This is a genomic window from Thalassovita taeanensis, from assembly GCF_900110775.1.
Lineage (GTDB): Bacteria > Pseudomonadota > Alphaproteobacteria > Rhodobacterales > Rhodobacteraceae > Litorimicrobium > Litorimicrobium taeanense.
Genome location: NZ_FOEP01000004.1, coordinates 77,195 through 103,972 on the forward strand (window position 1 = coordinate 77,195; position 26,778 = coordinate 103,972).

The 26,778-nt window shown below is 62.8% G+C and carries 26 protein-coding genes; 16 read left to right on the forward strand and 10 right to left on the reverse strand.

Annotation, left to right across the window (positions count from 1 at the left end; all coding sequences use genetic code 11):
• Positions 1–2 precede the first annotated feature (2 nt).
• The 3 genes from BSF79_RS07100 to BSF79_RS07110 form a co-directional block, all read right to left on the reverse strand.
• Positions 3–548 (reverse strand): NnrU family protein, encoded by a 546-nt coding sequence (locus BSF79_RS07100; RefSeq protein ID WP_090269176.1) that lies wholly within the window; start codon positions 546–548, stop codon positions 3–5.
• Positions 549–584: 36 nt separating this feature from the next.
• The gene (locus BSF79_RS07105) at positions 585–1,442 is read right to left on the reverse strand and encodes an HpcH/HpaI aldolase/citrate lyase family protein (RefSeq protein WP_090269177.1); all 858 of its coding nucleotides are present in this window, start codon (positions 1,440–1,442) and stop codon (positions 585–587) included.
• 125 nt (positions 1,443–1,567) lie between these two features.
• The gene (locus BSF79_RS07110; protein ID WP_090269178.1) at positions 1,568–2,320 is read right to left on the reverse strand and encodes a sulfite exporter TauE/SafE family protein; all 753 of its coding nucleotides are present in this window, start codon (positions 2,318–2,320) and stop codon (positions 1,568–1,570) included.
• Positions 2,321–2,480: 160 nt separating this feature from the next.
• Between BSF79_RS07110 and mdh the strand changes: the two genes are divergently transcribed.
• From mdh to lpdA, 9 genes are all read left to right on the forward strand, one after another.
• Positions 2,481–3,443 carry a malate dehydrogenase gene (gene mdh / locus BSF79_RS07115; RefSeq protein WP_090269452.1) on the forward strand — a complete coding sequence of 321 codons (963 nt, stop codon included), beginning with the start codon at positions 2,481–2,483 and terminating at the stop codon, positions 3,441–3,443.
• Between the two features lie 228 nt (positions 3,444–3,671).
• Positions 3,672–4,868 carry an ADP-forming succinate--CoA ligase subunit beta gene (gene sucC / locus BSF79_RS07120; protein ID WP_090269179.1) on the forward strand — a complete coding sequence of 399 codons (1,197 nt, stop codon included), beginning with the start codon at positions 3,672–3,674 and terminating at the stop codon, positions 4,866–4,868.
• A 4-nt stretch (positions 4,869–4,872) separates the two neighbouring features.
• Positions 4,873–5,754 (forward strand): succinate--CoA ligase subunit alpha, encoded by an 882-nt coding sequence (gene sucD / locus BSF79_RS07125; protein WP_090269180.1) that lies wholly within the window; start codon positions 4,873–4,875, stop codon positions 5,752–5,754.
• A gap of 4 nt (positions 5,755–5,758) precedes the next feature.
• Positions 5,759–6,415, forward strand: a complete 657-nt coding sequence (locus BSF79_RS07130) for a hypothetical protein (protein ID WP_090269181.1) — start codon at positions 5,759–5,761, stop codon at positions 6,413–6,415.
• 6 nt (positions 6,416–6,421) lie between these two features.
• Positions 6,422–9,388: a 2-oxoglutarate dehydrogenase E1 component gene (locus tag BSF79_RS07135; protein WP_090269182.1), complete on the forward strand. Its 2,967-nt coding sequence runs from the start codon at positions 6,422–6,424 to the stop codon at positions 9,386–9,388.
• Positions 9,389–9,391: 3 nt separating this feature from the next.
• Positions 9,392–10,888: a 2-oxoglutarate dehydrogenase complex dihydrolipoyllysine-residue succinyltransferase gene (odhB, locus tag BSF79_RS07140; RefSeq protein ID WP_090269183.1), complete on the forward strand. Its 1,497-nt coding sequence runs from the start codon at positions 9,392–9,394 to the stop codon at positions 10,886–10,888.
• 105 nt (positions 10,889–10,993) lie between these two features.
• Entirely contained in the window at positions 10,994–11,956 is a 963-nt protein-coding gene (locus BSF79_RS07145) for a glycosyltransferase family 2 protein (RefSeq protein ID WP_175545281.1), read from the forward strand.
• Positions 11,953–12,348 (forward strand): MAPEG family protein, encoded by a 396-nt coding sequence (locus BSF79_RS07150; RefSeq protein ID WP_090269185.1) that lies wholly within the window; start codon positions 11,953–11,955, stop codon positions 12,346–12,348. The genes BSF79_RS07145 and BSF79_RS07150 overlap by 4 nt, the downstream gene beginning before the upstream one ends.
• A gap of 45 nt (positions 12,349–12,393) precedes the next feature.
• A complete protein-coding gene (gene lpdA, locus BSF79_RS07155; RefSeq protein WP_090269186.1) occupies positions 12,394–13,782 on the forward strand; it encodes a dihydrolipoyl dehydrogenase in 1,389 nt (462 codons plus the stop codon).
• Positions 13,783–13,845: 63 nt separating this feature from the next.
• On the opposite strand, the gene BSF79_RS19735 is transcribed toward lpdA, so the two are convergent.
• The 5 genes from BSF79_RS19735 to BSF79_RS07180 all read right to left on the reverse strand — a co-directional run bounded on the left by BSF79_RS19735 (position 13,846) and on the right by BSF79_RS07180 (position 17,363).
• The gene (locus BSF79_RS19735; protein ID WP_175545282.1) at positions 13,846–14,109 is read right to left on the reverse strand and encodes a hypothetical protein; all 264 of its coding nucleotides are present in this window, start codon (positions 14,107–14,109) and stop codon (positions 13,846–13,848) included.
• Positions 14,110–14,451: 342 nt separating this feature from the next.
• Positions 14,452–15,057 (reverse strand): pyridoxamine 5'-phosphate oxidase family protein, encoded by a 606-nt coding sequence (locus BSF79_RS07165; protein WP_090269187.1) that lies wholly within the window; start codon positions 15,055–15,057, stop codon positions 14,452–14,454.
• A complete protein-coding gene (locus BSF79_RS07170; RefSeq protein WP_090269188.1) occupies positions 15,044–15,784 on the reverse strand; it encodes a lysophospholipid acyltransferase family protein in 741 nt (246 codons plus the stop codon). Before BSF79_RS07170 ends, BSF79_RS07165 begins: the two co-directional genes overlap by 14 nt.
• Entirely contained in the window at positions 15,784–16,683 is a 900-nt protein-coding gene (locus BSF79_RS07175) for a cell division protein FtsX (protein WP_425443234.1), read from the reverse strand. Before BSF79_RS07175 ends, BSF79_RS07170 begins: the two co-directional genes overlap by 1 nt.
• Positions 16,684–16,685: 2 nt before the next feature.
• Positions 16,686–17,363 carry a cell division ATP-binding protein FtsE gene (locus tag BSF79_RS07180; RefSeq protein ID WP_090269190.1) on the reverse strand — a complete coding sequence of 226 codons (678 nt, stop codon included), beginning with the start codon at positions 17,361–17,363 and terminating at the stop codon, positions 16,686–16,688.
• A gap of 158 nt (positions 17,364–17,521) precedes the next feature.
• Here BSF79_RS07180 and BSF79_RS07185 point away from each other — a divergent pair, with 158 nt between their 5' ends.
• Positions 17,522–18,394, forward strand: coding sequence for a zinc-ribbon domain-containing protein (locus tag BSF79_RS07185; RefSeq protein WP_090269191.1), 873 nt, complete (start codon positions 17,522–17,524; stop codon positions 18,392–18,394).
• Positions 18,395–18,414: 20 nt separating this feature from the next.
• Here BSF79_RS07185 and BSF79_RS07190 read toward each other — a convergent pair whose 3' ends face one another.
• Positions 18,415–19,194 carry a 23S rRNA (adenine(2030)-N(6))-methyltransferase RlmJ gene (locus BSF79_RS07190; RefSeq protein WP_090269454.1) on the reverse strand — a complete coding sequence of 260 codons (780 nt, stop codon included), beginning with the start codon at positions 19,192–19,194 and terminating at the stop codon, positions 18,415–18,417.
• Between the two features lie 210 nt (positions 19,195–19,404).
• Here BSF79_RS07190 and BSF79_RS07195 point away from each other — a divergent pair, with 210 nt between their 5' ends.
• The 6 genes from BSF79_RS07195 to BSF79_RS07220 are packed head-to-tail and all read left to right on the forward strand — an operon-like array spanning position 19,405 to position 25,960.
• Positions 19,405–20,451 carry a rod shape-determining protein gene (locus tag BSF79_RS07195; RefSeq protein WP_090269192.1) on the forward strand — a complete coding sequence of 349 codons (1,047 nt, stop codon included), beginning with the start codon at positions 19,405–19,407 and terminating at the stop codon, positions 20,449–20,451.
• A 29-nt stretch (positions 20,452–20,480) separates the two neighbouring features.
• Positions 20,481–21,416 (forward strand): rod shape-determining protein MreC, encoded by a 936-nt coding sequence (gene mreC, locus BSF79_RS07200; protein ID WP_090269193.1) that lies wholly within the window; start codon positions 20,481–20,483, stop codon positions 21,414–21,416.
• Positions 21,409–21,948, forward strand: coding sequence for a rod shape-determining protein MreD (locus BSF79_RS07205; protein ID WP_090269455.1), 540 nt, complete (start codon positions 21,409–21,411; stop codon positions 21,946–21,948). Before mreC ends, BSF79_RS07205 begins: the two co-directional genes overlap by 8 nt.
• Positions 21,945–23,888 carry a penicillin-binding protein 2 gene (gene mrdA, locus BSF79_RS07210; protein ID WP_090269194.1) on the forward strand — a complete coding sequence of 648 codons (1,944 nt, stop codon included), beginning with the start codon at positions 21,945–21,947 and terminating at the stop codon, positions 23,886–23,888. The genes BSF79_RS07205 and mrdA overlap by 4 nt, the downstream gene beginning before the upstream one ends.
• Complete coding sequence (gene rodA / locus BSF79_RS07215) at positions 23,885–25,024, forward strand: rod shape-determining protein RodA (protein ID WP_090269195.1); 1,140 nt, start codon at positions 23,885–23,887, stop codon at positions 25,022–25,024. Before mrdA ends, rodA begins: the two co-directional genes overlap by 4 nt.
• A gap of 3 nt (positions 25,025–25,027) precedes the next feature.
• Entirely contained in the window at positions 25,028–25,960 is a 933-nt protein-coding gene (locus BSF79_RS07220) for a 2-hydroxyacid dehydrogenase (RefSeq protein WP_090269196.1), read from the forward strand.
• On the opposite strand, the gene BSF79_RS07225 is transcribed toward BSF79_RS07220, so the two are convergent.
• Positions 25,961–26,752 (reverse strand): SseB family protein, encoded by a 792-nt coding sequence (locus tag BSF79_RS07225; protein ID WP_090269456.1) that lies wholly within the window; start codon positions 26,750–26,752, stop codon positions 25,961–25,963.
• Positions 26,753–26,778: the final 26 nt, after the last annotated feature.

Sequence of the window (26,778 nt, forward strand, 5' to 3'; positions counted from 1 at the left end):
TCTTATCCAAACGGGTTGTAGCCCAGCCAGATGTGAATTCCGGCAATCGCGCCGAACACGACAAGCGTGCCAACCGCGGCCATGACTTCCTTTTTCACCGGCACGGGTTCGGGTTTGACCCAGACAGGTTCAGCCCGGTTGATCAAAATCACCTCGACCACCGCCCAGGCCATCAGCCCGCCAAACAGCACGAACGACGGCACATCGCCGTTCACCAGCAAATGCGCCAGCGCCCAGACCTTGACCCCGATCAGCATCGGGTGACGCATACGCCGCGCGATCCCGGTCTTCATCCCGGACGCCGCGAACAGATACACCGACAGCAGCATCAGCAGGTTGTTGATCCCGGTCAGCGCCGGGGTGCGGCCCCAGAAAAACGCGCCGTCAGCACCGCGATATCCAATGACCATCAGCACGATCGCGACGAACAGCAGCAGCGCAATCGGCCCCTTGCCCTTGTCGCCCATTTTGGCCCGCGCCTCGGGGGCCAGCCGTTTGAAAAGATGTGCGGCGGACCACAGGGCCACGCCCAGAACAAGCAGTATCATGGGATTCTCCTCAGGTTGTCTGGGCCTGTATGCGGCCTATTTGGCCAGATCGGCAATGGCCTTGGCCTTGGCAAGGGTCTTTTTCGCCGTTTCGACATGCAGGTTTTCAACGATCTTGCCGTCCACAACCGCAACGCCCTGCCCTGCGGCCTCGGTTTCTTCGAAGGCGGCGATCTGGCGTTGCGCCAGCTCGATCTCGGCCTCGGAGGGGGCAAATGCGACGTTGGCCACATCCACCTGCGCCGGATGGATCAGTGTTTTGCCGTCAAAGCCCAGATCGCGGCCCTGATCGCACTCAACCTTCAGGCCCTCGTCGTCCTTGAACTGGTTGTACACCCCGTCAATCGCCACCACGCCGTGGGCGCAGGCCGCCATCAGGATGGTCTGCAACGCCATCTGCATCGGCAGACGGTCCGCGCGGAATCGGCAGTTCAGCTCTTTGGCCAGATCGTTGGTTCCGGCGACAAACCCGCTCAACTGCGGATGCGCCGCGATCTCCAGCGCGTTCAGGATCGCCAGCGGCGTTTCCATCATCGCCCAGATCGGGGTGTCATTGCCCAAAAGATCCGCCAGCGCCTGCACATCTGCGGCCGAGTTCACCTTGGGCAGCAAAAACGCATCGGCATCGGCATCCTTCAGCGCGGCCACGTCGCCCGCGCCCCATTCGGTATCCAGCCCGTTGATACGGATGATCTTGACCTTGTCGCCATATCCGCCCGCCGCCAGCGCCGCCGCCAGCGTTGTGCGCGCCTCGATCTTGGCGTCGGGAGTGACGGCATCTTCCAGATCAAAGATGATCGCATCCACCGGCAGGCTGCGCGCCTTGTCCAGCGCCCGGTCCTTGGAACCGGGGATATAAAGTACCGAACGATAGGGGCGTGCGCGCATGTCCATTGAGTCTCTCCCGTAATAATCTTGCGCGGACATGGCCCAATTTCTGCGAAAATTTCAAGGGCGGATTTGCCGCGACGCAGAAAAAAGCCGCCCCGTGCTGCCCTGTGCCGCTGCGTTTAACCCTGTCAGGTCATGCCTTCCCAGATCAGTTTCAGGCCCGTCACCGTCAGCAAAACATATGTCAGGCCGAAAAACATCCGCTCGGGAACACGGTGATGCGCCTTCACGCCCAACCACGCCCCCAGCACTGCAAACGGCGCCAGCATCAGATCCGCCAACAGCGACTGCGCGGTGAAAATGCCCAACACCGCATAGGGCACGAACTTGATGATATTGATCACCCAGAAAATCAGCACCGTCGTCGCCTGAAACGGCGTCTTTCCCAACCCGCGCGACAGCAGATACACCGCCGCAGGTGGCCCGCCCGCATGGCTGACGAAACTGGTAAACCCCGCGACCACCCCCGCCAGCGCCCCGGCCCAGCCCGGCAGCGCCCGACGCGCGGGCCAGATCAGCCCGGATTTCTGCGCCACCTGCCACAGCACGAACAGCAGCGATATGCCCCCGATCAGCAACCGGAACAGATCGGCGTCGGCCACCTGGTACAGCCACGCCCCCAGCGCCACCCCCGGCACCCCGCCCAGGATCAGCAGCCGCGCGTCGGGCCAGCTCCACTTCTGCCAATAGGGTCGCAAGGTCGCCAGATCGATCAGCATCAGCAGCGGCAGCATGATCCCCAGCGCCTGCCCCGGCTCCAGCACCAGTGCCAGAATCGAGGCCGCAGCAAAGGCCGCCCCCGACCCAAAGCCGCCCTTGGAAACGCCCGCAAATGTGACAGCCGGGGCAGCGACGGCAAAAAACGCCCAGTCCAGTTGCATCCTGCTTTGCCCTCCAAATCCCCGCTCCCCCCTGTTTTTACTGAAAAAATCGCCGCAGGACAGTCACAAACCGACAACCGCCGCAACGCAGCACACTTGCGCGAACGCCCGGAAGAGACTACGCCAAGCGCGATTTTCAACCGGACCGGAGATGAATTCCATGGCCAGACCCAAAATTGCCCTTATCGGCGCAGGACAGATCGGTGGCACCCTTGCACACCTCGCAGCTCTGAAAGAACTCGGCGACATCGTCCTGTTCGATATTGCCGAAGGCACGCCCCAGGGCAAGGCGCTCGACATTGCTGAATCCGGCCCCTCGGAAGGCTTCGACGCCACCATGACCGGCGCCAATGATTACGCCGATATCGCCGGTGCCGACGTCTGCATCGTGACCGCCGGTGTGCCCCGCAAACCGGGCATGAGCCGCGATGACCTGCTGGGCATCAACCTCAAGGTTATGAAATCGGTCGGCGAAGGCATCGCCAAGCACGCCCCGAACGCATTCGTGATCTGCATCACCAACCCGCTTGATGCGATGGTCTGGGCGCTGCGCGAATTTTCGGGCCTGCCGCATGAAAAAGTCTGCGGCATGGCTGGCGTTCTGGACAGCGCCCGCTTCCGTCACTTCCTCAGCGTCGAATTCGGCGTGTCGATGCGCGACGTTACCGCCTTCGTTCTGGGCGGCCACGGCGACACCATGGTGCCGCTGACCCGCTATTCCACCGTTGGCGGCATTCCCCTGCCCGACATGGTTTCGATGGGCTGGACCACACAGGACAAACTGGACGCGATCGTTCAGCGGACCCGTGACGGCGGCGCCGAAATCGTTGGCCTGCTGAAGACCGGCTCGGCCTTCTATGCGCCCGCCACCTCGGCCATCGAAATGGCCGAAGCCTATCTGAAAGACCAAAAGCGCGTCCTGCCCTGCGCGGCCTATGTTGACGGCGCCCTTGGCCTGAACGGCTTCTACGTGGGCGTGCCCACCGTGATTGGCGCCGGCGGTATCGAAAAGGTCATCGACATCAAGATGACCAAGGACGAGCAAGCCATGTTCGACAAATCCGTTGACGCGGTCAAAGGCCTTGTTGCGGCCTGCAAAGAAATCGACCCGTCGCTGGCCTAAGCGCCTGCACGGTTGTAACCTGACACTCAGGGCCGCTCTTTGCGGCCCTGATTCCTTTTCAAATGCGACACTTTTACTCAAATGATCTTTTGTGATCACACCCCCGAAAACTGTGATCACAAAACGCGGAAATATCCGCTAAAACCCACCCACCGGCAAAAAACCGTTTAATTAATGCCCCGCGCTGTGCCAAACCCGCTGTTAATCGTAGCAAGACGGGACAGTTTCATGAACATCCATGAATATCAGGCGAAAGCTCTGCTTCGCGAATATGGTGCCCCGGTTTCAGACGGACGTGTTGTCCTGAAGGCCGAGAATGCCAAAACCGCAGCAGGTGAACTTGACGGACCCCTTTGGGTGGTCAAGGCGCAGATCCACGCAGGTGGGCGCGGCAAAGGCAAATTCAAAGAGGCCGACGCTGGCGAAAAAGGCGGCGTCCGCCTGGCCAAGTCGGTCGAAGAAGCCGCCGAAGAAGCCAAGAAGATGCTGGGCCGCACACTGGTCACACATCAGACCGGTCCGGCAGGCAAGCAGGTCAACCGCGTCTACATCGAAGACGGCTCGGACATCGAAACCGAACTCTACCTCGCTCTGCTGGTGGATCGTCAGACCTCGCGCGTCTCTTTCGTCTGCTCCACCGAAGGCGGCATGGACATCGAAGAAGTCGCAGCCAACACCCCTGAGAAAATCCTCAGCTTCTCGGTTGACCCGGCCACTGGATACCAGGCGTTCCACGGCCGTCGCGTCGCCTTCAGCCTCGGGCTGAAAGGTGCACAGGTCAAACAGTGCGTCGCTCTGATGGGCAATCTCTATCGCGCCTTCACCGACAAGGACATGGAGATGCTGGAGATCAACCCGCTGATCGTCCTCGAAGGCTCCGGTGACCTCAAAGTGCTCGACGCCAAAGTCAGCTTTGATGGCAACGCGATCTATCGCCACGGCGACGTTGCCGCCCTGCGCGACGAAACCGAAGAAGACCCCAAAGAACTGGCCGCGTCGAAGTTCGACCTGAACTATATCGCGCTGGACGGTGAAATTGGCTGCATGGTGAACGGTGCCGGTCTGGCGATGGCCACGATGGACATCATCAAACTCTACGGCGCAGAGCCTGCCAACTTCCTCGATGTCGGTGGCGGCGCCACCAAAGAGAAAGTCACCGAAGCCTTCAAGATCATCACCTCTGACCCGCAGGTCAAAGGCATTCTGGTCAACATCTTCGGCGGCATCATGCGCTGCGACGTCATCGCCGAAGGCGTGATCGCCGCGGTCAAGGAAGTCGGCCTTCAGGTGCCACTGGTTGTGCGCCTCGAAGGGACCAACGTCGAAAAGGGCAAAGAGATCATCAACACCTCTGGCCTGGCCGTGATCGCTGCGGACGACCTGAAAGATGGCGCTCAGAAGATCGTCAAAGCGGTGAAAGGGTAATCCAATGGCAGTTCTCGTAAACGAAAATACCAAAGTCATCTGTCAGGGCCTCACCGGCTCGCAGGGCACCTTCCACACCGAGCAGGCGATTGCTTACGGCACCAAAATGGTTGGCGGCGTGACCCCCGGCAAAGGCGGCTCCACCCATCTGGACCTGCCCGTGTTCAACTCGGTCCACGAAGCCAAGCACGTGACCGAAGCCAACGCGTCGGTCATCTATGTGCCGCCGCCCTTCGCCGCCGACAGTATCCTCGAAGCGATCGACGCCGAGATGGAGCTGATCATCTGCATCACCGAAGGCATCCCGGTTCTGGACATGATGCGCGTCAAGCGCGCGCTGGAAGGCAGCAAAAGCCGCCTGATCGGCCCGAACTGCCCCGGTGTCATCACGCCGGACGCCTGCAAAATCGGCATCATGCCCGGCCACATCCACAAGCGTGGCACCTGTGGTGTTGTGTCCCGTTCGGGCACGCTGACATACGAGGCCGTGAAACAGACTTCCGATCTGGGCCTGGGTCAGTCTTCGGCTGTCGGCATCGGCGGTGACCCCATCAAAGGCACAGAACACATCGACGTGCTGGAAATGTTCCTCGCAGACCCCGAAACGCAGTCGATCATCATGATCGGTGAAATCGGTGGCTCGGCAGAAGAAGAAGCCGCACAGTTCTTGGCCGATGAGAAGAAAAAAGGCCGCTGGAAACCCACCGCTGGCTTCATCGCAGGTCGCACCGCACCTCCGGGTCGTCGTATGGGCCACGCTGGCGCCATCGTTGCCGGTGGCAAAGGCGACGCGGAAAGCAAGATCGAGGCGATGAAAGCCGCCGGGATCGTAGTCGCTGACAGCCCCGCCACTCTGGGCGAGGCCGTGATCAAGGCGATCGGTTAAAAACATGTCGGGCCGGTTGGGAAATATTTTTACCTTGGTGGCGCTCTGCGCCTCCCTTGGCTCAACCGGCCCGGTCCTTGCACAATCTGGCGACGGCATTCTTGCCTCCGCCAACCGCTGCCTTCTGCCCGCGACGGATATCGACGGTGTGGTGACACGCCTGCAAGCCGACGCCTGGACGGTCACCTCGCCAGTGCCCGACGCAAGTGTCGAGATGCTGGTCTGGCCCCTGATTGCGGGCTATTTCGCAAGCGACAGTGGCGGCGAGACCTTGCAAACGATCCATGAGCTTCAGCAGAAAACAATGCGCGCCTATACCCAAAAGCAGGACATCCCAGCCAGCAAAAGCCGCGTCCTGACCCGCGACACCGATGCGGTGCATGTGCTGTGGCGTAAAACCATGACCGGTGGGACCGAAATCGAATGCCGCTTTGCCGTTGATGCGCCCCGGATGCAGGATATTCGCACCCATGCGGGTCTGCCCTCGGAAACCGGCGAAGACCTCAAGGCGCTGCCTCAAATCAACAGCTCCGAAGCCCACTCGCAACGCTATGTGCAAATCACTCTACTGAACCGCGCGGCGTTGGCGCAGAAGATCGGCCAGTCCGTAATCGCAGACGCCACCATCAATACATACCAAAGTTTTGGTTTTCAGGAGTAACTGAAGATGACCGAACAATCCCCCAACGACGTTTTCCACGCCTCTTCCTTCATGCAGGGGCACAATGCGGAATATCTCGAACAACTCTACGCCCGCTATGCCAACGACCCCAACGCGGTCGATGAGGCGTGGCAAGAGTTCTTCCGCCAGATGGGGGATACCGATCTGGACGTGAAGGCCGAGGCCGCAGGCCCCTCGTGGGCGCGCGCCGACTGGCCACCCGTGCCGGCCGATGACCTGACCGCCGCCCTGACCGGCGAATGGCCCGCCGCCCCTGCGGAAACCCGCGATGCCGGCAAGAAAATCACCGCCAAAGCCGCCGACAAGGGCATTCAGCTCAGCGATGAGCAGGTCAAACGCGCCGTTCTGGACAGCATCCGCGCGCTGATGATCATCCGCGCCTTCCGGATCCGGGGCCACCTGGCCGCCGACCTTGATCCGCTGGGCATGCAAGATCAGACCCCGCACCCGGAACTCGACCCGAAATCCTATGGCTTCACCGAAGCCGACATGGACCGCCCGATTTTCATCGACAACGTGCTGGGCCTGCAAATCGCCTCGATGCGGCAGATCATCGACATCGTGAAGCGCACCTATTGCGGCACTTTTGCCCTGCAATACATGCACATCTCGAACCCCGAAGAGGCCGGCTGGCTGAAAGAGCGGATCGAAGGCTTCGGCAAGGAAATTCAGTTCACCCGCGAAGGCCGCAAAGCGATCCTGAACAAGCTGGTCGAGGCCGAAGGCTTCGAGAAATTCCTGCACGTCAAATACATGGGCACCAAGCGGTTCGGCCTTGATGGTGGCGAGGCGCTGATCCCCGCGATGGAGCAGATCATCAAGCGCGGCGGCAGTCTGGGCGTGCGCGATATCGTGGTCGGCATGCCGCACCGTGGCCGCCTTTCGGTGCTGGCCAATGTCATGGGCAAGCCCTACCGCGCGATTTTCAACGAATTTCAGGGTGGCAGCTTCAAACCTGATGATGTCGACGGCTCGGGCGATGTGAAATATCACCTCGGCGCCTCCTCGGATCGTGAATTCGACGGCAACACCGTGCACCTGTCGCTGACTGCCAACCCCAGCCACCTCGAGGCCGTGAACCCGGTCGTTCTGGGCAAGGTCCGCGCCAAACAGGCGCAGGCCAATGACAAAGAGCGCATCACCTGCCTGCCGATCCTTCTGCACGGCGACGCGGCGTTTGCCGGTCAGGGCGTTGTGGCAGAATGTTTCGGCCTTTCGGGTCTGGTCGGGCACAAGACCGGCGGCACGATCCACATCGTGGTGAACAACCAGATCGGTTTCACCACCGCGCCGCATTTCTCGCGCTCGTCGCCCTATCCCACCGACAACGCGCTGGTGGTCGAAGCGCCGATTTTCCACGTCAACGGTGACGACCCCGAGGCCGTGGTCCACGCCGCCAAAGTGGCGACCGAATTCCGCCAGAAATTCCACAAGGATGTCGTGATCGACATCTTCTGCTATCGCCGCTTCGGTCACAACGAAGGCGACGAGCCGATGTTCACCAACCCGATCATGTATAAAAAGATCAAGCGTCATAAGACGACGCTCAGCCTTTATACCGAACGGCTGGTCAAGGACGGCCTGATCCCCGAAGGCGAGATCGAGGATATGAAAGCCGCGTTCCAGTCCTTCCTGAATGATGAATTCGAGGCGGGCAAGGAATTCAAACCCAACAAGGCCGACTGGCTGGATGGGCGCTGGTCGCATCTCGATCGTCAGAACGAAAAGAAATACCAGCGCGGCAAAACCGCGATCAAGCCCGAAACCATGCAGCAGATCGGCGCCGCGCTGACCCGCGCGCCCGATGGCTTCCCGCTGCATAAAACCGTGGAACGCCTGCTTGAGAACAAGAAACAGATGTTCGACAGCGGCACCGGCTTTGACTGGTCCACCGGCGAGGCGCTGGCCTTTGGCTCACTGGTCAGCGAAGGCTATCCGGTGCGCCTGTCCGGTCAGGACAGCACCCGCGGCACCTTCTCGCATCGCCACTCGGGCCTGATCAATCAGGAAACTGAAGAGCGGTACTATCCGCTGAACCACGTCCGCGAGGGGCAGGCCCATTACGAAGTCATCGACTCGATGCTGTCGGAATATGCCGTGCTGGGGTTTGAATACGGCTATTCGCTGTCCGAACCCAACGCGCTGGTCCTGTGGGAGGCGCAGTTCGGCGATTTCGCCAACGGTGCGCAGATCATGTTCGATCAGTTCATCTCGTCGGGCGAAGCCAAATGGCTGCGCATGTCCGGCCTCGTCTGCCTGCTGCCGCACGGCTACGAGGGTCAGGGCCCCGAGCACTCCTCTGCCCGTCTGGAACGTTTCCTGACCATGTGCGGTGGCGACAACTGGATCGTGGCCAACTGCACCACGCCCGCCAACTACTTCCACATCCTGCGCCGTCAGCTGCACCGCACCTTCCGCAAGCCGCTGATCCTGATGACGCCGAAATCGCTTCTGCGTCACAAACTGGCCGTCTCGGATGCCGAGGCTTTCACCACCGGCTCCTCCTTCCACCGCGTGCTTTGGGATGACGCCGAAAAAGGCCACTCCGACACCAAGCTCGTGGCGGATGAAAAGGTCAAACGCGTCGTCATGTGCTCGGGCAAGGTCTACTATGACCTGCTGGAAGAACGTGACGCCCGCGGCATCGACGATGTCTATCTGATGCGGATCGAGCAGTATTACCCCTTCCCGGCGATGACGCTGGTCAAGGAACTCGAACGCTTCAAGGGCGCCGAAATGTTCTGGTGTCAGGAAGAGCCGAAAAATCAGGGGGCCTGGTCCTTCATCGAACCCAACCTCGAATGGGTCCTCGGCCGCATCAAAGCCAAACATGGCCGTCCGATCTATGTCGGTCGCGCCGCCAGCGCCTCGCCCGCAACCGGCCTGGCCTCCATGCACAAAGCACAACAGCAGGCGCTCGTGGACGAAGCGCTGACCTTGAAAGGGAAATAACCCATGACCACCGACATCCGCGTCCCTACGCTTGGTGAATCCGTAACCGAAGCTACGGTGGCCACCTGGTTCAAGAAACCTGGCGATATCGTCGCCGCCGACGAAATGCTGTGCGAGCTGGAAACCGACAAGGTCACCGTCGAAGTTCCCAGCCCCGCCGCTGGCACCCTGGCCGAGATCGTCGCCGCCGAAGGCAGCACCGTCGGCGTTGACGCGCTGCTGGCCACCCTGTCCGAAGGCGCCGCCGCCCCGGCAGAGCAGCCCGCCGCCAAACCCGCCGCCGCAGCCCCCGCTGCCAGCGCCGAAACCGTTGATGTCATGGTGCCCAGCCTGGGCGAATCCGTGACCGAGGCGACCGTGTCCACATGGTTCAAAAAGGTCGGCGATACCGTCGCGCAGGATGAAATGCTGTGCGAGCTGGAAACCGACAAGGTCTCGGTCGAGGTGCCCGCCCCCGCCGCTGGCGTTCTGGCGGAAATCACCGCGCCCGAAGGCAGCACCGTTGACGCGAGTGCCAAACTGGCCGTGATCGCGGCCGCGGGCACCGTCGTCGCCGCAGCCCCCGCCGCTGCTGCCCCCGCCGCAGTCAGCGCCCCCTCCGGCAAGGATGTCGAAGACGCCCCCGCCGCGAAGAAAACCATGGCCGAAGCAGGCATTAGCCGCGACGCCGTGACCGGCACCGGCCGCGATGGCCGTGTGATGAAAGAGGACGTGGCCAAGGCCCTGACCGCCGCTCCGGCGGCTGCCGCCCCCGTTGCCGCAGCCCCGATGCCGCGCGCGCCGGTTCCGGCCGATGACGCCGCCCGCGAAGAGCGGGTCAAGATGACCCGCCTGCGCCAGACCATCGCCCGCCGCCTGAAGGACAGCCAGAACACCGCAGCGATGCTCACCACCTATAACGAGGTCGACATGACCGGGGTGATGGAGCTGCGCAACGAATACAAAGACCTGTTCCTGAAGAAACACGGTGTCAAACTGGGCTTCATGTCCTTCTTCACCAAGGCCTGTATCCACGCCCTGAAAGAAGTCCCCGAGGTCAACGCCGAAATCGACGGCACCGACGTGGTCTATAAGAACTTCGTCCACATGGGCATCGCCGCCGGCACGCCCACCGGCCTCGTTGTTCCGGTGATCCGTGACGCCGATCAGATGTCCTTCGCTGAGATCGAAAAAGCCATCGCCGAAAAAGGCGCCCGCGCCCGTGACGGCAAGCTCAGCATGGCCGAAATGCAGGGCGGCTCCTTCACCATCTCCAACGGTGGTGTTTATGGCTCGCTGATGTCCTCGCCGATCCTGAACCCCCCGCAGTCCGGTATCCTCGGGATGCACAAGATTCAGGACCGCCCGATGGCGATCAATGGCCAAGTTGTGATCCGCCCGATGATGTATCTGGCGCTCAGCTATGACCACCGTATCGTTGACGGCAAAGGCGCCGTGACCTTCCTCGTGCGCGTCAAAGAAGCCCTGGAAGATCCCCGCCGTCTGCTGATGGATCTGTAATCGAAATCTGGGTGCGCCCGCTTCGGCGCACCCACCCCGCCCCATCGTGAGGGCCGCATGCCCAACCCCGCCCAACCTGCTGAAAAAATCGCCCTTGTTTCGTGTATGCGGAACGAAGGCATTTTCGTGCTGGAATGGCTGGCCTATCACATGGGGCTGGGGTTTGACGCCATTGTCATCGTCACCAACGATTGCACTGATGGTTCCGATCTGTTGCTTGACCGTCTGGCCGAGCGCGGGCTGATCACCCACATCCGTCAAACCGTGCCCCCCGGCACCGCGCCGCAAGACAGCGGCATGGACCTTGCGTTGGCGTGGGCGCGACAGGCCGGGATGGTCTGGGCGCTGCATATCGACAGCGATGAGTTTCTGCTGATCGACGCTGAAGACCCGCAGTCGCACCGACGTATTACCGACGTGATACCGACGTTATACCGCGCCGATGTTGTGCCCCTTGCGTGGCGCGCTTTCGGTGACAGTGGCGTGACCGAATGGCAGCCCGGCGCTGCCGCGCTTGAGCGCAACACCCATGCCGAACCCGGTGCCGAACCGGGTGTGACCAAGTTCAAATGTCTGTTCCGCGTGGCCAGCTTTGCCCGCGCCACCGACCATAACCCGCTAGACCCGCTGGTCGAGTCCCCAGTTGTGCTAAGCGCCGATGGTGAAGCGCTGTCGAACCAAAGCCTCTATCAGGCCAAATCCGCCCGCTTCCGCCCCGCCGACATCGCCTGCCGCGCCCGCACCGCACGCCTGAACCACTACGCCGTGCGATCCGAAGACGTTTTCTTGATGAAAAACGATCGGGGCGATGGTCAGGGCAAACAGGCTCAGACCAAGTACCACCTTGGCTCCAACTGGCATTTGTCCTGCAATCGCAACGACATCGAAGATCGTGCCATCCTGCGCCACTGGCCCGCCACCGCCGAAAAACTGGCTGATCTGCGCGCCGATCCGGCCACGACCGCCGCCGAGCGCAGCTGTCAGGAATGGTTCACAACCCGCCGCGCGCAGGTGCTGACACCCGAAATGCGCCGCCAATGGACCCGCCGCGAGAGGATCAACTCATGACCCCGGAACTCACCGCCCTCGCCCTCGCGGGGCTGCTCCATATCGTGCAATTCGTTGCCGCCTCGACGCTGGCGAATATCGACGTCGGCCCGGGCTATACCACCAGCCCGCGCGACCGCCTGCCCAGCCGCGACATGCGTAAAATTACCGCCCGGATGCTGCGCGCCTATGACAACCACGTGCAGATGCTGGGCCTGTTCGTCGGCGGCGTTGCCCTGATCACGCTCAGCGATCAATCCACCACCGTGACCCAAACCGCCGCCTGGACCTACCTCGCCGCCCGCGCGCTTTATATCCCTGCCTATGCCTTTGGCTGGCAGCCGTGGCGCTCTTATATCTGGCTGGTGGCGCTGGCCTGCTGTGCCACACTTTATCTGGCGGCGCTGCTGTGAAGCGCGGCTTTCTTTCCCCTTTCCAAGACCTGACGGAGACGACCCATGGCAAACTATGACGTTATCGTAATCGGCGCCGGCCCCGGCGGCTATGTCGCGGCCATTCGCTGCGCCCAACTGGGCCTGAAAACCGCCTGCGTCGAGGGCCGCGAGACCCTTGGCGGCACCTGCCTGAACGTGGGCTGCATTCCCTCCAAGGCGCTGCTGCACGCCAGCCACCAGCTGCACGAGGCCGAGCACAACTTTGCCAAGATGGGCCTGAAGGGCAAGTCGCCTTCGGTCGATTGGAAACAGATGCTCGCCTATAAGGACGAGGTGATCGAGGGCAACACCAAGGGCATCGAATTCTTGTTCAAAAAGAATAAGATCGACTGGATCAAGGGCTGGGCCACGATCCCTGCCGCCGGTCAGGTAAAGGTCGGCGACGACCTGCACGAAGCCAAGAATATCCTCATCGCCACCGGGTCCGAAGTCTCCACCCTGCCGGGGGTCGAGATTGACGAAAAGATCGTCGTTTCCTCGACCGGGGCGCTGGAACTGCCGAAGATCCCCAAGAAAATGGTGGTGATCGGCGCAGGCGTGATCGGGCTGGAACTTGGCTCGGTCTATAAACGTCTGGGCTCTGATGTGACCGTGATCGAATTCCTTGACGCGGTCACCCCCGGCATGGACGGCGAAGTGCAAAAAACCGTGCAACGTATGCTGAAAAAACAGGGGCTGGAGTTCATCATGGGCGCCGCCGTTCAGGGCGTGACCACCAAGGGCAACAAGGCCACCGTCGCCTATAAACTGCGCAAGGATGACAGCGAAGCCACGATCGAGGCCGACACCGTTCTGGTCGCCACCGGTCGCCGCCCCTTCACCGCAGGTTTGGGGCTTGAGGCGCTTGGCGTCGAAATCGCGCCGCGCGGTCAGATCAAGACCGACGCCCATTGGCAGACCAACGTCAAAGGCATCTACGCCATCGGCGACGCGATCGAAGGCCCGATGCTGGCCCACAAAGCCGAAGACGAAGGCATGGCCTGCGCCGAGGTTCTGGCGGGCAAGCATGGTCACGTGAACTATGGCGTGATCCCCGGCGTGATCTATACCCACCCCGAGGTCGCCAGCGTTGGCGCCACCGAAGAGCAGCTGAAAGCAGACGGGCGCGCCTATAAGGTTGGCAAGTTTTCCTTCATGGGCAATGCCCGCGCCAAAGCCGTATTTGCGGGCGAAGGGTTTGTCAAAATCCTTGCCGACAAAGACACCGACCGCGTGCTGGGCTGCCACATCATCGGCCCGGCGGCGGGCGACCTGATCCACGAAATCTGCGTCGCGATGGAGTTCGGTGCCTCGGCAGAGGACGTGGCGCTGACCTGCCACGCGCATCCCACCTTCTCCGAAGCGGTCCGCGAAGCGGCACTTGCCTGCGGTGATGGTCCGATCCACGCCTAAACAACGTGTCACCGGGGCGGCAGTCGCGCCGACCCGGTGACCACTAAATCCCTGCGGCGTGCGTCATTCAACCGGCAGCGTGGGGTCCACAATTTCAGTCTGTTCCGCGGGCTTTTGCTCGGCCGGTTTGATCGTTGTGAATTTGATATCACAGCTCTTTGCGACCGATGCTTTCTCGATCGCCGCGATCTCGCCTTTCAGACGCGCCACCTCGGCTGCGCTTTTCTCATTTCCCTTGATGGTAAAGATCGCTGGCCAAAACACCACGAGTGCCACGCCCATTGCTGCGGCGTCCTCTTCTGCCGTCCTGTCCTGCACGCCCATCATTTCAGCGGCTTGGTGGCTGACGCTTTGCGCCTCTTCGCCAAGCTGACTGCATGAATAAGATTGATATACCTCTGGCGAGACATAAGACGCGGCAATGGTTGTGCTTTTCTGGGCGCATCCAGCAGACAAGGCCAAACTGACGACGGGAACGAAAACTTTTTCACAATACATACAAACCTACCAATCGTTGCGTTTACGGGTGTCCTCCCCCTCCTCCGCTTCGATGGTTCATGATGGGCGAATTTGCTTCTCGATCACAAGGCGCAGCCTGAATTCTCGGTGGTATCCGGCATGGTGAACCGCGACGGTTGTAGGAAAGTCACGCCCGGTCGCTCTTTCATCTTACCAAAGCGAGCTTGCCGCCCGTTCCGGCCAGTCGCGATCATAATCGGCACCATCGATATCCCCGTCGGTCATCGCTGCCAAAATCTCGCCGACCGTCGGCAGGCCCGCGCTTTGGTCCTGCCCCGCCCACAGCCCGGCGCGCATCATGGCGCGGGCGCATTGGGTGTAAATCTCGTGGATGCGGATCACGATCACCGTGGCAGGCTGCCGCCCGGCGCGCTCGAACCGCGCCCGCAGGCCCGCATCGGTCGTCAGCCGCGCCTGCCCGTTGACCCGCACCGCATTGTCCGACCCCGGCACCATGAACATCAGCGCAACGCGCCCGTCCTCGACAATATTACGCAGCGTATCCAGCCGGTTATTGCCGCGCCAGTCGGGCAGCGCCAAGGTGCGCGCGTCCAGCTCCATCACCACCGGGCCATCGTCGCCGCGGGGGCTGCCATCGGCGCCCTGCGCGCCCACGGTCGACACGACGCAAAACCGCGAGGCCATGATCCAGCGGCGATACTCCGGCGTCAACCGCTGCGCCACCTTGCGTGTCGCCGCTGGCCCCGGTGTGCCGTAAAGCGCTTCAAGCACTGCAATATCGCTAACGAACTCCATCCGGCTCAAACCCCGATTCCCGCATCAATTGATCAGACACCGCTTCGACCTCGCCCTCAAGCCGCGCCATGAACCGTTCACGGTCAAGACCCGGTGCGATCGGCGGCAGGAACTCGACCACAGCCAGACCGGGCTTGCGGTAAATTCCGCGGCGCGGCCAGAACACACCCGCATTGGTCGCCGCTGGCACGCAGGCCTGCCCAAGCTGATTGTAAAGCGCCGCCGTTCCCGCTTTGTAGGGCGTCTTGACGCCCGGCGCCACGCGGGTGCCCTGCGGATAAATCACCAGCTGCCCGGGCAGTTGCGTGCCCGACGCGACATCCTCAACCATCTTCTTGATCGCCAGCCCGCGCTTGCCCCGGTTCACCGGAACACAGCCGATGCGATAGGCATACTGCCCGATCACCGGCGTCCACAACAGCTCGCGCTTCATGATGAATTTCGCCGCCGGGACCGCATGGAAAATAATCAGGATATCCAGAAACGACTGGTGCTTGGCGGCGATCATCACCTCATCCGTTGGCACCTCGCCCCGGACCTCGGCCCGCAGACCGATCATCCAGCGCGCGGTCCACAGCACCCAGCGGCAGTACAGCTTGCACGCCATGAACGCGCCGCGCCTGCTGAAGGCCGCCCAGGGCAGAAACACGATCCCCAGCACCGCCATCGCCAGATAGATCTGGATGGAAAAGATCAGGGACCGCAGCCAACGCCAGCCATACGCCATCAGGGCAACTCCCTCAGCTTCCGGCCCGCCGCCGTGCGGGTCGCGACAAAGGCCACGACGGCGGCCAGCAGCGGGATCAGCAGTGGCCAGAACCAGTGCAGCCCCTGAAAGCCCAAGCCTGTCAGAAACCCGCCCTCGCCCTGGGCCGACGGCAGCAGCAAAATCGCCACCATTGCAGCCACCGTGCCCACCGCGGCACCGGTTAGTCCGCGCAGGGTAAACCGGCGCACAAACGCCCGCGCGATATAGCTGTCACGCGCCCCAACCTGCCGCAGCACCGCGATCACCTGCGCGTTGGCCGACAGTGCGGCCTGCGCCGCCAGCGTGATCATCGCCGCCATCGCCGTGCCGATCAGCCCCAGCGACAGCCAGCCCAGCACCCTGAGCCGCGAGGCCGCTTTGACCAGCGGCCGCCGCCAGCGCGTATGATCATCCAGAACCGCGCCCGGCACCTCAGCGGTCAGTCGTAACCGCAGCCCGGCGGCGTCATAGCCGACACTTTCCTCGATAATCTCGATCAATTGCGGGATCGGCAGCGTATCCACCGGCAGATCCGGGCCGAACCATGGCTCCAGCAACGCGCGCTGCTCGGCATCGGTCAGCGCGCGCGCGCTGGCCACGCCGGGCGTGGTTTCCAGCACCCTCAGCGCGGTGGCCGTCTGCGTTTCCTTCTGATCTGCCGGGGCCGATATCCGCAGGGTCGAGCTGCGCGCCAACTCGTCACTCCACCGATCCGCCAGACGCCCCGCCGCCAACGACAGCGCCAGCGCGAAGACCGCCAGAAACGCCATTGCGGCGGCACTGAACGTGGTCAGGTTGGCGGTATACCCCGACGGCGGCACAGCGCGGTCAGCCTGCGCATCCCCGACGATAAACTCGACGATCTGCGATACGGAAATAGTCACAGATCCGCCCCCGCAAGATGCAGCCGCCGGTTGGCAATCCGCAGCACCCGCGCCTGCACCTGAGTTTTGGCGGCGCGGATCAGGTTCATGTCATGGGTCGCGACCATGATCGTCTTTCCCATCTTGTTCAGCTCGACCAGCAGTTGCAGCAGGCGCTGCGACATTTCCCAGTCGATATTGCCGGTCGGTTCATCCGCCAGCACCACGTCGGGCGACATGATCACCGCCCGCGCCAGTGCCGCGCGCTGGCGTTCCCCGCCCGACAATTGTGGCGGCAAAGCATCGGCCCGATTTTTCAGCCCGACCCAGGACAGAAGCTCGCGCAGGTCAGCGGCTTCATCCAGCTTGCTGCGCCCCGAAACCGTCAGCGGCAAGGCCACGTTATCGGCCAGCGGCAGGTGATCCAGAAACTGGCAATCCTGATGCACGACGCCCACGCGCCTGCGGCTCAGCGCGACATCGTCACGCGTCATCAGCCGCACATCGCGGTTGAACAGCCGCACATGGCCCGCGGTTGGCAGCAACGCCCCATAGCAAAGCTTCAGAAAGGTGGTTTTGCCCGCGCCAGACGGCCCGGTCAGGAAATGGAACGATCCGGGGGACAGCTTGAGCGATATATCACTCAGCAACTCCCCACCGCCGTAACTATAGGCTACGTTTTCCAGCTCAATCACGGCCGTCCCCTTTTACGCTGCCTTTTTCTGCACGAGCGCGGGCACAGATGCAATCCACCACCGCGGGCCATGCTTTGCACTTTTCCGCCGATGATTTACACCATATAGTATTGGCAACAGACGGATAACCCAATGGCACAGGGGCAAAAGAGAGCAAAATGCGGCTGATTTGTCCGAATTGCGGGGCGCAGTATGAAGTGCCCGACGGCGTAATCCCGCAGGCGGGGCGCGATGTGCAGTGCTCCAGCTGTGGAAATACCTGGTTTCAGCACCATCCCGACAATGACCCCGACCTGGCCGAAGAGCTGGGCCAAGGTACCGATCAGGTCTATTGGGACGACGACGAAGAGCTCGAAACGGCACCCGCACCAGAAGCGGCGCCAGAGCCACAACCAGAACCCGATCGGCGCAAACTTGACCCGTCGATTGCCGATGTCCTGCGCGAAGAAGCCGAACTCGAAGCCCGCGCACGCGCGGCAGACATCGGCAGCGGACTGGAAAGCCAGCCGGATCTGGGCCTGCAAGAGCCCGTCGAAAGCGAATCCGACCGGCGCGTGCTTGAAGCGCGGCAACGGATGGCGCAGATGCGCGGCCACGCCGAAGCCCCCTCGGCGCCAGACGCCGCAGCAGCGATAGCCGCCAGCCAGATCCCCACATCCCGCCGCGACATGCTGCCCGACATCGACGAAATCAATTCATCGCTGCGCGCAACATCAGGGCGGCGGCCGACAGAAGCGGATGATCATGCCGTTCCCAAAGCTCCAGCCGCGAAACGCGAACGCAAATCTGTCGGCGGGTTCCGTCGCGGGTTTTCTTTGGCGCTGTTGCTGGCAGCCTTCTTGTGCTGCCTCTATGTCTTTGCCGGTGAGATCACCGCACAGGTTCCGGCGCTGAAAACGCCGCTGGCAACCTATGTTGAACAGATTGATATCGGCCGGGGCTGGCTGGACAACCAGATGCGTGCACTGCTGGCAAAACTGGACAGCTTCGCGTCGGACGCGGCTGGCAGCACAGATCAGGGCGGCTCGTAACGCACGCCGCGCCGCGTATGTCAGGCAAACAGCGCCGTCAGCCGCGCGGCCTCCTCCGCCGTGCCGAATGGCGCGTTGACGATGAACATGCCTGACCCCACCATCCTGTGCCCCGCACGCGCCGGACCAAAGCGCACCTCGTGGCGCAGCACGCCGGGCAGGCCTTGCGCCTCCAGCGTCGACAGCATCGGTTTGTGCGCCCCCGAGGTCAAGATCGGGTACCACAGCGCGATCACGCCGACATTCCACTTGCGATGCAGCTTGGTGATGACGCCGGGGATGCTGTCGTAATCGGTTTTCACCTCGTAGCTGGGATCAATCAGCATCAGGCCCCGGCGCGGTGTCGGCGGGGTCAGTGCCATCGCCATCGCAAACCCATCCTGCCGCAGAACCCGCGCCGGATAGGGCGACATCGCCAGCTCCAGCGCGGCAAATTCGCGCGGATGCAGTTCTGCCAGATGCAGCCGGTCCTGCGGGCGCAGGATCTGCGCCGCCAGCAGGGGCGACCCCGGATAAGCCTGCGCGCCATGCGCGGCACGCACCGCAGACAGCGCCATCATATAGGGATGATCAGGCGCAAACCAGCCAAGCCCCTGGATCGCATTGATCCCCGCCGCCGCCTCGCCAGTCTTCACGGCTTCGTCGGCGTCCAGAAAATACAGGCCCCGCCCGGCATGGGTTTCCAGATAGCTCAGCGGTTTATCCTTGACCGTCATATACGACAGCATCCGGCACAGCAGCGCATGTTTCTGCACATCCGCCAGATTGCCCGCATGATAGATATGTTGATAGGACAGCATCGTTTTCCCCACTTCGGCCCTGCTGATAAGGCGTGCAACGCGGGCATGGCAATCACCTGCGGGCATCTTTCCACAGCCGCGCGGCGAAAACGCGCTGATTTGACCGGGATCGGGCCTTTTCCAATTCCGCCCCCGCGCCTATAAGGACATCTGGTTCCCGGCTCGCAGAGTCGTGGGGGCGGTTGGGATTCACCACGGGGCAGCTTTTGCATGGGAATGTTTGATAAATTGCCGGGCCTGTTTTCGGCTGACATGGCGATTGATCTGGGGACGGCGAATACACTGGTCTATGTCAAGGGCAAGGGCATCGTCCTGAGCGAGCCCTCGGTCGTGGCCTACCACGTCAAGGACGGCGTCAAGAAGGTGCTGGCCGTAGGCGAAGACGCCAAGCTGATGCTTGGCCGGACCCCCGGCAGCATCGAGGCGATCCGCCCGATGCGCGACGGTGTGATTGCAGATTTCGACGTCGCCGAAGAAATGATCAAGCATTTCATCCGCAAGGTGCATAAACGCTCGACCTTCTCCAAGCCCAAGATCATCGTCTGCGTGCCACATGGCGCGACCCCGGTGGAAAAACGCGCGATCCGTCAGTCGGTTCTGTCCGCAGGCGCGCGCCGCGCGGGCCTGATCGCCGAACCCATCGCCGCGGCGATTGGCGCTGGCATGCCGATCACCGACCCGACCGGCAACATGGTCGTCGATATCGGTGGCGGCACAACCGAGGTGGCCGTGCTGTCGCTGGGCGATATCGTCTATGCCCGCTCGGTCCGCGTCGGTGGCGACCGCATGGACGAGGCGATCATCAACTACCTGCGCCGCAATCATAACCTGCTGGTGGGCGAAAGCACCGCCGAGCGGATCAAAACCACCATCGGCACCGCCCGCATGCCCGATGACGGGCGCGGCACCTCGATGCATATCCGTGGCCGCGACCTGTTGAACGGCGTGCCCAAGGAAACCGAAATCAGCCAGGCCCAGATCGCCGAGGCGCTGGCCGAACCCGTCCAGCAGATCTGCGAAGCCGTGATGACCGCACTCGAAGCCACACCGCCCGATCTGGCCGCCGATATCGTTGACCGTGGCGTGATGCTGACGGGCGGCGGGGCGCTGCTGGGGGATCTGGATCTGGCGCTGCGTGAACAGACCGGCCTGTCGGTCTCGATCGCCGACGAAAGCCTGAATTGCGTGGCTCTTGGCACCGGCAAGGCGCTGGAATATGAAAAACAGCTGCGCCACGCGATTGACTACGACAGCTAAGGCACCCACCTTTTGACCAAGGGGGAAACGTGGCCAAAGACAAGACAAACGGCGAAGACTATGTTGGCCCCCTGAAGCGACTGCTTGCGGGAACAGCCGTGCTGTGCCTGCTGGGGCTGTTCGTGGTCTGGCGCATTGACAGCCCGCGCGTGGAACGCTTCCGCGCGCAGGTGGTTGACCGCGTCGTGCCCAGCTTTGACTGGGCGATGGCACCGGTCACCGCCACGGTCAATCTGATCCGCGACATTCAAAGCTATCAGCGCATCCTTGAGCAAAATCAGGAACTTCGCCGCGAATTGCAGCAGATGAAGGCGTGGAAAGAGGCCGCATTGCAGCTGGAGCAGGAAAACGCCCGCCTGCTGGACCTGAACAACGTCCGGCTGGACCCGCGCCTGACCTATGTGACGGGTGTGGTGATGGCCGACAGCGGCTCGCCCTACCGGCAATCGGTGCTGCTGAATGTTGGCGGGCGCGATGGCATTCTGGATGGCTGGGCCACGATGGACGGCATCGGTCTGGTCGGGCGCATTTCCGGCGTCGGGCAAAACACCGCGCGGGTGATCCTGCTGACCGATACCTCCAGCCGCATCCCGGTGCAAATTCAGCCCTCGGGGCAGACTGCCATGGTGATGGGCGACAACACCGCCGCACCGCCGCTGTCGTTTCTGGAAAACCCCGACCTTGTGCGCCCGGGCGACCGGGTTGTGTCCTCGGGCGACGGGGGGGTGTTCCCCTCGGGGCTACTGGTGGGGCAAGTCGCACAGGACCCCGGCGGGCGCCTGCGCGTCCGGCTGGCGGCAGATTACGAGCGGCTGGAATTCCTGCGCGTCCTGCGCAATCCCGGCGCCGAGGTGATCACCGATCCCGGTCGCCTGATCGCGCCCGCGTCCCCCCTTGCCCCGCAGCAAACCACTCCACAGCCCGAAGCCAACGGCGCAGCACCGCAGGAGGGTGGCAATGGCTGAGCAATCCCCCGGCCGTGTCTGGACCATGCGCGCCACCTATGTGGCGCTGGCGCTGGTGGTGATTTTCTTTCAACTGCTGCCGCTGGAAACCACGCCCCGCCGCTGGGCCGGGCCGGACCTGCTGACGATTTTGGGCTTTGCCTGGGCCCTGCGCCGCCCGGACTATGTGCCGGTGCTGGCCGTGGCCGGGGTGATGCTGCTGGCGGACCTGCTGTTTCAACGCCCCCCCGGCCTGATGGCCGCCCTTGTGGTGATGGCAACCGAAACCCTCAAGGCGCGGGCGCGCGGCATGCGCGATCAGCCGTTCCCGGTCGAATGGCTCAGCGTGTCGGTCATGCTGGTGATGGTGATGCTGGGCAACCGGATGATCCTCGCGTTGCTGCTGGTGCCGCAGGCCCCGGTCGGGCTGACGGTGATTCAGCTTGTGATGACCGTTCTGACCTATCCCGTTGTCGTTCTGGCGTCGGGCACCCTGCTTGGCGTGCAAAAAGCCGCCCCGGGCGAGGTTGACGCACTGGGGCACCGGCTATGAGGCGCTCACCCAAGGAAAGCGCTGACGGCGCCCGCCGCATCACCCGTCGCGGGTTGATCCTGGGTGGCGCGCAGCTTGGCTTTGCCGGGCTGCTTGGGCTGCGCATGCGCTATATGCAGGTCGAACAAGCCGATCAGTTCCGCCTGCTGGCCGAGGAAAACCGGATCAACATCCGCCTGATCCCGCCCGCGCGCGGCGAGATTTTCGACCGCAACGGCATGGTGATCGCCGAAAACGAACCCAGCTACCGGATCACCATCGTGCGCGAGGACGCAGGCGATGTGGATCAGGTGATCGCGCGGCTGTCGGCGCTGGTTGAACTGGACGACGAAGACCTGAACCGCGCCCTGATCGAAATGAAACGCAGCGCGCCGTTTTTGCCGATCACCGTCGCCGACCGGGTAACGTGGGAGGATATTTCCCGCGTCGCGGTCAACGCCCCGGCCCTGCCCGGCGTCACCCCCGAGGTTGGCCTGTCGCGCCGCTATCCGCTTGGCGTGGATTTCGCCCATATCGCCGGCTATGTCGGGCCGGTCAGCGATTACGACCTCAGCCGGATCGAAGATCCCGATCAACTGCTGCGCATTCCGCGATTTCAGATCGGCAAGGTCGGGCTCGAAGCCAAGCTCGAGGAAAACCTGCGCGGCAAGGCCGGCGCCAAACGGGTCGAGGTCAATGCCGTGGGCCGGATCATGCGCGAGCTGGACCGGCGCGAGGGGCAGGCTGGGGCCAATCTGCAACTGACCATTGATCATGCGCTGCAAAACTATGTGCAGGCGCGGCTGGGGCAGGACAGCGCCGCCGCTGTGGTGATTGATTGCGAACACGGCGATGTGGTCGCAATCGCCTCCTCGCCCAGCTTTGACCCCAACCTGTTCGTGCGCGGTATTTCGGTGCCCGACTATAAGGCGCTGACAGAAAACCCCTATCGCCCGCTGGCCAACAAATCAGTGCAGGGTCTGTATCCGCCCGGCTCGACCTTCAAAATGGTCACCGCCATGGCCGCGCTGGAAGAAGGTGTCGTCACCCCCGAAGACACGGTATACTGCCCCGGCTATGTCGAGGTCGCCAACCGGCGCTTCCATTGCTGGAAACGCGCAGGCCACGGCCACGTTGATCTGCAAACCTCGCTGCGCGAAAGCTGCGACGTCTATTACTATGATCTGGCGCTGAGGGTCGGGATCGACAAGATTTCCGCCATGGCGCAGCGGCTGGGCATTGGCGAACGGTTCGACATTCCGATGTCCGCCGTCGCACGCGGACGCGCGCCCACCAAAGAATGGAAAAAACAGACCTATGATCAGGACTGGGTGATCGGGGACACGGTCAACGCCTCGATCGGTCAGGGCTATGTGCTGGCCTCGCCGCTGCAACTGGCGGTGATGGCCGCGCGGCTGGCCACCGGGCGCGCGGTAACACCCCGGCTCATCCGCTCGATCGAAGGGGTCGAGCAACCATCGGGCCGCGGCGAAAGCCTTGGGCTGAACGAAAACCTGCTGCGGCAGGTGCGCCGGGCCATGTTTGCCGTGTCCAACAACCGACGCGGCACCGCCTATGGCAGCCGCATCCTCAACGATGCATTCCGTATGGCAGGCAAGACCGGCACCAGCCAGGTCCGCAACATCACCGCCGCCGAACGCGCGCGCGGCGTGACCCGCAACGAAGACCTGCCGTGGAACCGGCGCGACCACGCCCTGTTTGTCGACTTCGCGCCGTTCGATACACCAAAATACGCGGTTTCGGTTGTGATCGAACACGGCGGCGGCGGGTCATCTGCCGCCGCCCCGGTCGCACGCGACATCACGCTTCAGGCACTGTTTGGCGGCGACCCGCCACTTGCGGCCTATCCCGAAAAAGACCGGGCGCGGATCAAGGCACAGCAGGAACGGCTGAAACGCGAACGCCCTGACCCGGGCAGCTCCGGTCGGGGGCGCGCATGAGCTATCTTGAGTATACCGTCAAAACGGTGCCCTCCGGCATCCGCAAGCTGCTGTTCCTGAACTGGCCGCTGGCGCTGTTGCTCACGGCAGTGGCCAGTGTCGGCTTCCTGATGCTCTACTCGGTGGCTGGCGGATCCTTCACCCCTTGGGCCGAGCCGCAGATGAAACGCTTTGCGCTGGGTGTGGTTACGATGGTGCTGGTGGGCATGGTGCCGATCTGGTTCTGGCGCAACATGGCCGGCGTCGCCTATCTTGCCGCGCTGGCGCTGCTGCTGTTTGTCGAGTTTTTCGGCACCGTCGGCATGGGCGCGCAGCGCTGGATCGACCTCGGCTTCATGCGCCTGCAACCCTCCGAACTGGCCAAGATCACGCTGGTGATGTTGCTGGCCGCCTACTATGACTGGCTGCCGCTGAAAAAGGTCTCGCATCCGATTTGGGTGGCGCTGCCGGTGGCGATGATCCTGCTGCCGACATTCCTGGTGCTGAAACAACCCGATCTGGGCACCGCCCTTCTGCTGCTGATTGCGGGCGGCGGGATGATGTTTCTGGCCGGGGTGCACTGGGGCTATTTCGCGGCTGTCATCGCCATGGGCGTCGGCGCGGTATCGGCGGTGTTTCAATCGCGCGGCACCGACTGGCAGCTGCTGAAGGATTATCAGTTCCGCCGGATCGACACGTTCCTTGACCCCTCCAGTGACCCGCTGGGCGCGGGGTATCACATCACCCAGTCGAAAATCGCGCTGGGGTCTGGCGGCTGGGGCGGGCGCGGGTTCATGCAGGGCACGCAATCGCGGCTGAACTTCCTGCCCGAAAAGCACACCGATTTCATCTTCACCACCCTGGCCGAGGAATTCGGCTTTCTTGGCGCATTCTCGCTGCTGCTGCTCTATACGCTGATCATCGTCTTCTGCATCAGCTCGGCCCTGTCGAACAAGGACCGGTTTTCGTCGCTTCTAACGCTGGGCATTGCGCTGACGTTTTTCCTGTTCTTCGCGGTAAATATGTCGATGGTGATGGGGCTGGCGCCGGTGGTCGGCGTGCCCTTGCCGCTGGTCAGCTATGGCGGCTCTGCCATGCTGGTGCTGCTCGCTGCTTTCGGACTGGTCCAAAGCGCACATATTCACAGACCGAGGTAAATCATGACCGTAAACATCCTGTTTTCCGACAGCCCCGAACGCTGGGCCACCTATGAAATGCCCTTGCGCCGGGCGCTGACCAAAGCCGGAATCGAAGCGGATCTGCGCACGGATTTCGCCCCCGAGGACGTTGATTACATCGTCTACGCCCCCTCAAGCCCATTGCAGGATTTCACCCCCTATACCCGCGCCAAGGCGGTGCTGAACCTCTGGGCAGGGGTGGAAAATGTGGTTGGCAATGAGACGCTGAAAATCCCGCTGGCGCGGATGGTTGACGACGGGCTGACGCGGGGCATGGTGGAATGGGTCGCGGGTCATGTGCTGCGCCACCATCTGAACATCGATTTCGCATTGAACCGTCAGGATGGCACATGGACCCGCCACGTGCCGCCACTGGCACGCGACCGCCGGGTGACGATTCTGGGGCTGGGCGAGCTGGGCCGCGCCTGCGGGCAGGCGCTTGCGGGCCTTGGTTTTCCCGTCACCGGCTGGAGCCGCAGCCAGAAAGACGTGCCCGGCATGACCTGCCTGTCAGGCGATGCAGGGCTGAAACAGGCGCTGGCGCGCGCCGACATCGCCGTGCTGTTGCTACCGCAAACGCCCGAAACCGAAAACGTGCTGAACGCTGAAACCCTTGCGCTGATGCCCAAGGGGGCGGTGATCATCAACCCCGGTCGCGGACCGCTGATTGACGATGCGGCGCTTCTGGCGGCGTTGGATAGCGGCCAGATCGGCCATGCCACACTGGATGTGTTCCGCGTTGAGCCCCTGCCGGCCGATCACCCCTATTGGGCGCATCCGCATGTAACGGTCACGCCGCATATCGCATCAGAAACCCGCCCCGACACCGCCGCCGAAGTCGTGGCCGAGAATGTCCGCCGCGGCGAAGCGGGCCTGCCTTTCGTCCACGTCGTGGACCGCAAACTGGGGTATTGATCAGCGCAGGATCGGCGGCTTGGCCGGGTCCGATCCGGGCGCGGCCCGCTGCACCTCGGCAACCGCCTGCGGATGCGGCAGATCAAACCGCAGCCCCCATTGCGCCAGCTTCGCCGCCAACGGCTCGCTTGCCCGCACAAAGCTGACGTCCAGCGCCCCGGCTTCGATTCCCGAAAAGGTCAGCGCCTCGGCCACGGCCTTGGCCAGCGCGCCTTCGGCCCCCGGCACCGCGTCCACAAACGCCAGCAGATGGTTGTTCCCGCCGCCGTCATAGCGCGCCGCCACCAGATAGGCCGCATGCGCCAACCCGCCCGCCGTCGCCAACTTGGCATCCAGCGCCGTCAGCAGCGCTTCGGGCAATCCCTGTGGCCGCCCGACCTCTTCGATCCGCGCCTCGGCCTCGTCCGGGCCATGGCCCAAGGTCTGCGCCAGCCATTCCACCGCCTCGGGCGGGATCAGGATCGACGACGGCGCAACCTCCAGATTGACCCCCAGCCCGATGCCTTGATCCGCCAACAGCCCGGCAATCACCCGCCCCGACAATGCCGCATAGGGCGCCGGTTGGCCGACAAACTGCGCCAGCCGCTCTTCGCGGTCAAACACCAGTACAAAGGAATGATCCGACAGCTCGAACAACTCGGGCGAGACACTTTCGTCCACCGCCTCCTCGCTCAGCAGCAAGAACAGCTCGCTGTCGGCCAAGCGCTCGTAGAACCGCAACCGCGCGGCCTCGTCGCGGTCATTCGCGGCCATGGCGGCATGGGCGGTGTCCAAAGCGGTCAGGTCGGTCATGGCGTGTCCTTTCAACGGCGGCAGGC

Bases quoted from the DNA above. Each gene is read 5' to 3' on its own strand.
- BSF79_RS19735 (WP_175545282.1), bottom strand. From the start codon at position 14,109: ATGATGGGCGTGCAGGACAGGACGGCAGAAGAGGACGCCGCAGCAATG.
- BSF79_RS07190 (WP_090269454.1), bottom strand. From the start codon at position 19,194: ATGCTGTCCTATCAACATATCTATCATGCGGGCAATCTGGCGGATGTG.
- BSF79_RS07110 (WP_090269178.1), bottom strand. From the start codon at position 2,320: ATGCAACTGGACTGGGCGTTTTTTGCCGTCGCTGCCCCGGCTGTCACA.
- BSF79_RS07195 (WP_090269192.1), top strand. From the start codon at position 19,405: ATGGGAATGTTTGATAAATTGCCGGGCCTGTTTTCGGCTGACATGGCG.
- BSF79_RS07105 (WP_090269177.1), bottom strand. From the start codon at position 1,442: ATGGACATGCGCGCACGCCCCTATCGTTCGGTACTTTATATCCCCGGT.
- mdh (WP_090269452.1), top strand. From the start codon at position 2,481: ATGGCCAGACCCAAAATTGCCCTTATCGGCGCAGGACAGATCGGTGGC.
- BSF79_RS07165 (WP_090269187.1), bottom strand. From the start codon at position 15,057: ATGGAGTTCGTTAGCGATATTGCAGTGCTTGAAGCGCTTTACGGCACA.
- BSF79_RS07135 (WP_090269182.1), top strand. From the start codon at position 6,422: ATGACCGAACAATCCCCCAACGACGTTTTCCACGCCTCTTCCTTCATG.
- BSF79_RS07100 (WP_090269176.1), bottom strand. From the start codon at position 548: ATGATACTGCTTGTTCTGGGCGTGGCCCTGTGGTCCGCCGCACATCTT.
- BSF79_RS07150 (WP_090269185.1), top strand. From the start codon at position 11,953: ATGACCCCGGAACTCACCGCCCTCGCCCTCGCGGGGCTGCTCCATATC.
- BSF79_RS07185 (WP_090269191.1), top strand. From the start codon at position 17,522: ATGCGGCTGATTTGTCCGAATTGCGGGGCGCAGTATGAAGTGCCCGAC.
- sucC (WP_090269179.1), top strand. From the start codon at position 3,672: ATGAACATCCATGAATATCAGGCGAAAGCTCTGCTTCGCGAATATGGT.
- BSF79_RS07220 (WP_090269196.1), top strand. From the start codon at position 25,028: ATGACCGTAAACATCCTGTTTTCCGACAGCCCCGAACGCTGGGCCACC.
- BSF79_RS07145 (WP_175545281.1), top strand. From the start codon at position 10,994: ATGCGGAACGAAGGCATTTTCGTGCTGGAATGGCTGGCCTATCACATG.
- sucD (WP_090269180.1), top strand. From the start codon at position 4,873: ATGGCAGTTCTCGTAAACGAAAATACCAAAGTCATCTGTCAGGGCCTC.
- BSF79_RS07170 (WP_090269188.1), bottom strand. From the start codon at position 15,784: ATGGCGTATGGCTGGCGTTGGCTGCGGTCCCTGATCTTTTCCATCCAG.
- lpdA (WP_090269186.1), top strand. From the start codon at position 12,394: ATGGCAAACTATGACGTTATCGTAATCGGCGCCGGCCCCGGCGGCTAT.
- BSF79_RS07130 (WP_090269181.1), top strand. From the start codon at position 5,759: ATGTCGGGCCGGTTGGGAAATATTTTTACCTTGGTGGCGCTCTGCGCC.
- BSF79_RS07205 (WP_090269455.1), top strand. From the start codon at position 21,409: ATGGCTGAGCAATCCCCCGGCCGTGTCTGGACCATGCGCGCCACCTAT.
- rodA (WP_090269195.1), top strand. From the start codon at position 23,885: ATGAGCTATCTTGAGTATACCGTCAAAACGGTGCCCTCCGGCATCCGC.
- BSF79_RS07225 (WP_090269456.1), bottom strand. From the start codon at position 26,752: ATGACCGACCTGACCGCTTTGGACACCGCCCATGCCGCCATGGCCGCG.
- odhB (WP_090269183.1), top strand. From the start codon at position 9,392: ATGACCACCGACATCCGCGTCCCTACGCTTGGTGAATCCGTAACCGAA.
- mrdA (WP_090269194.1), top strand. From the start codon at position 21,945: ATGAGGCGCTCACCCAAGGAAAGCGCTGACGGCGCCCGCCGCATCACC.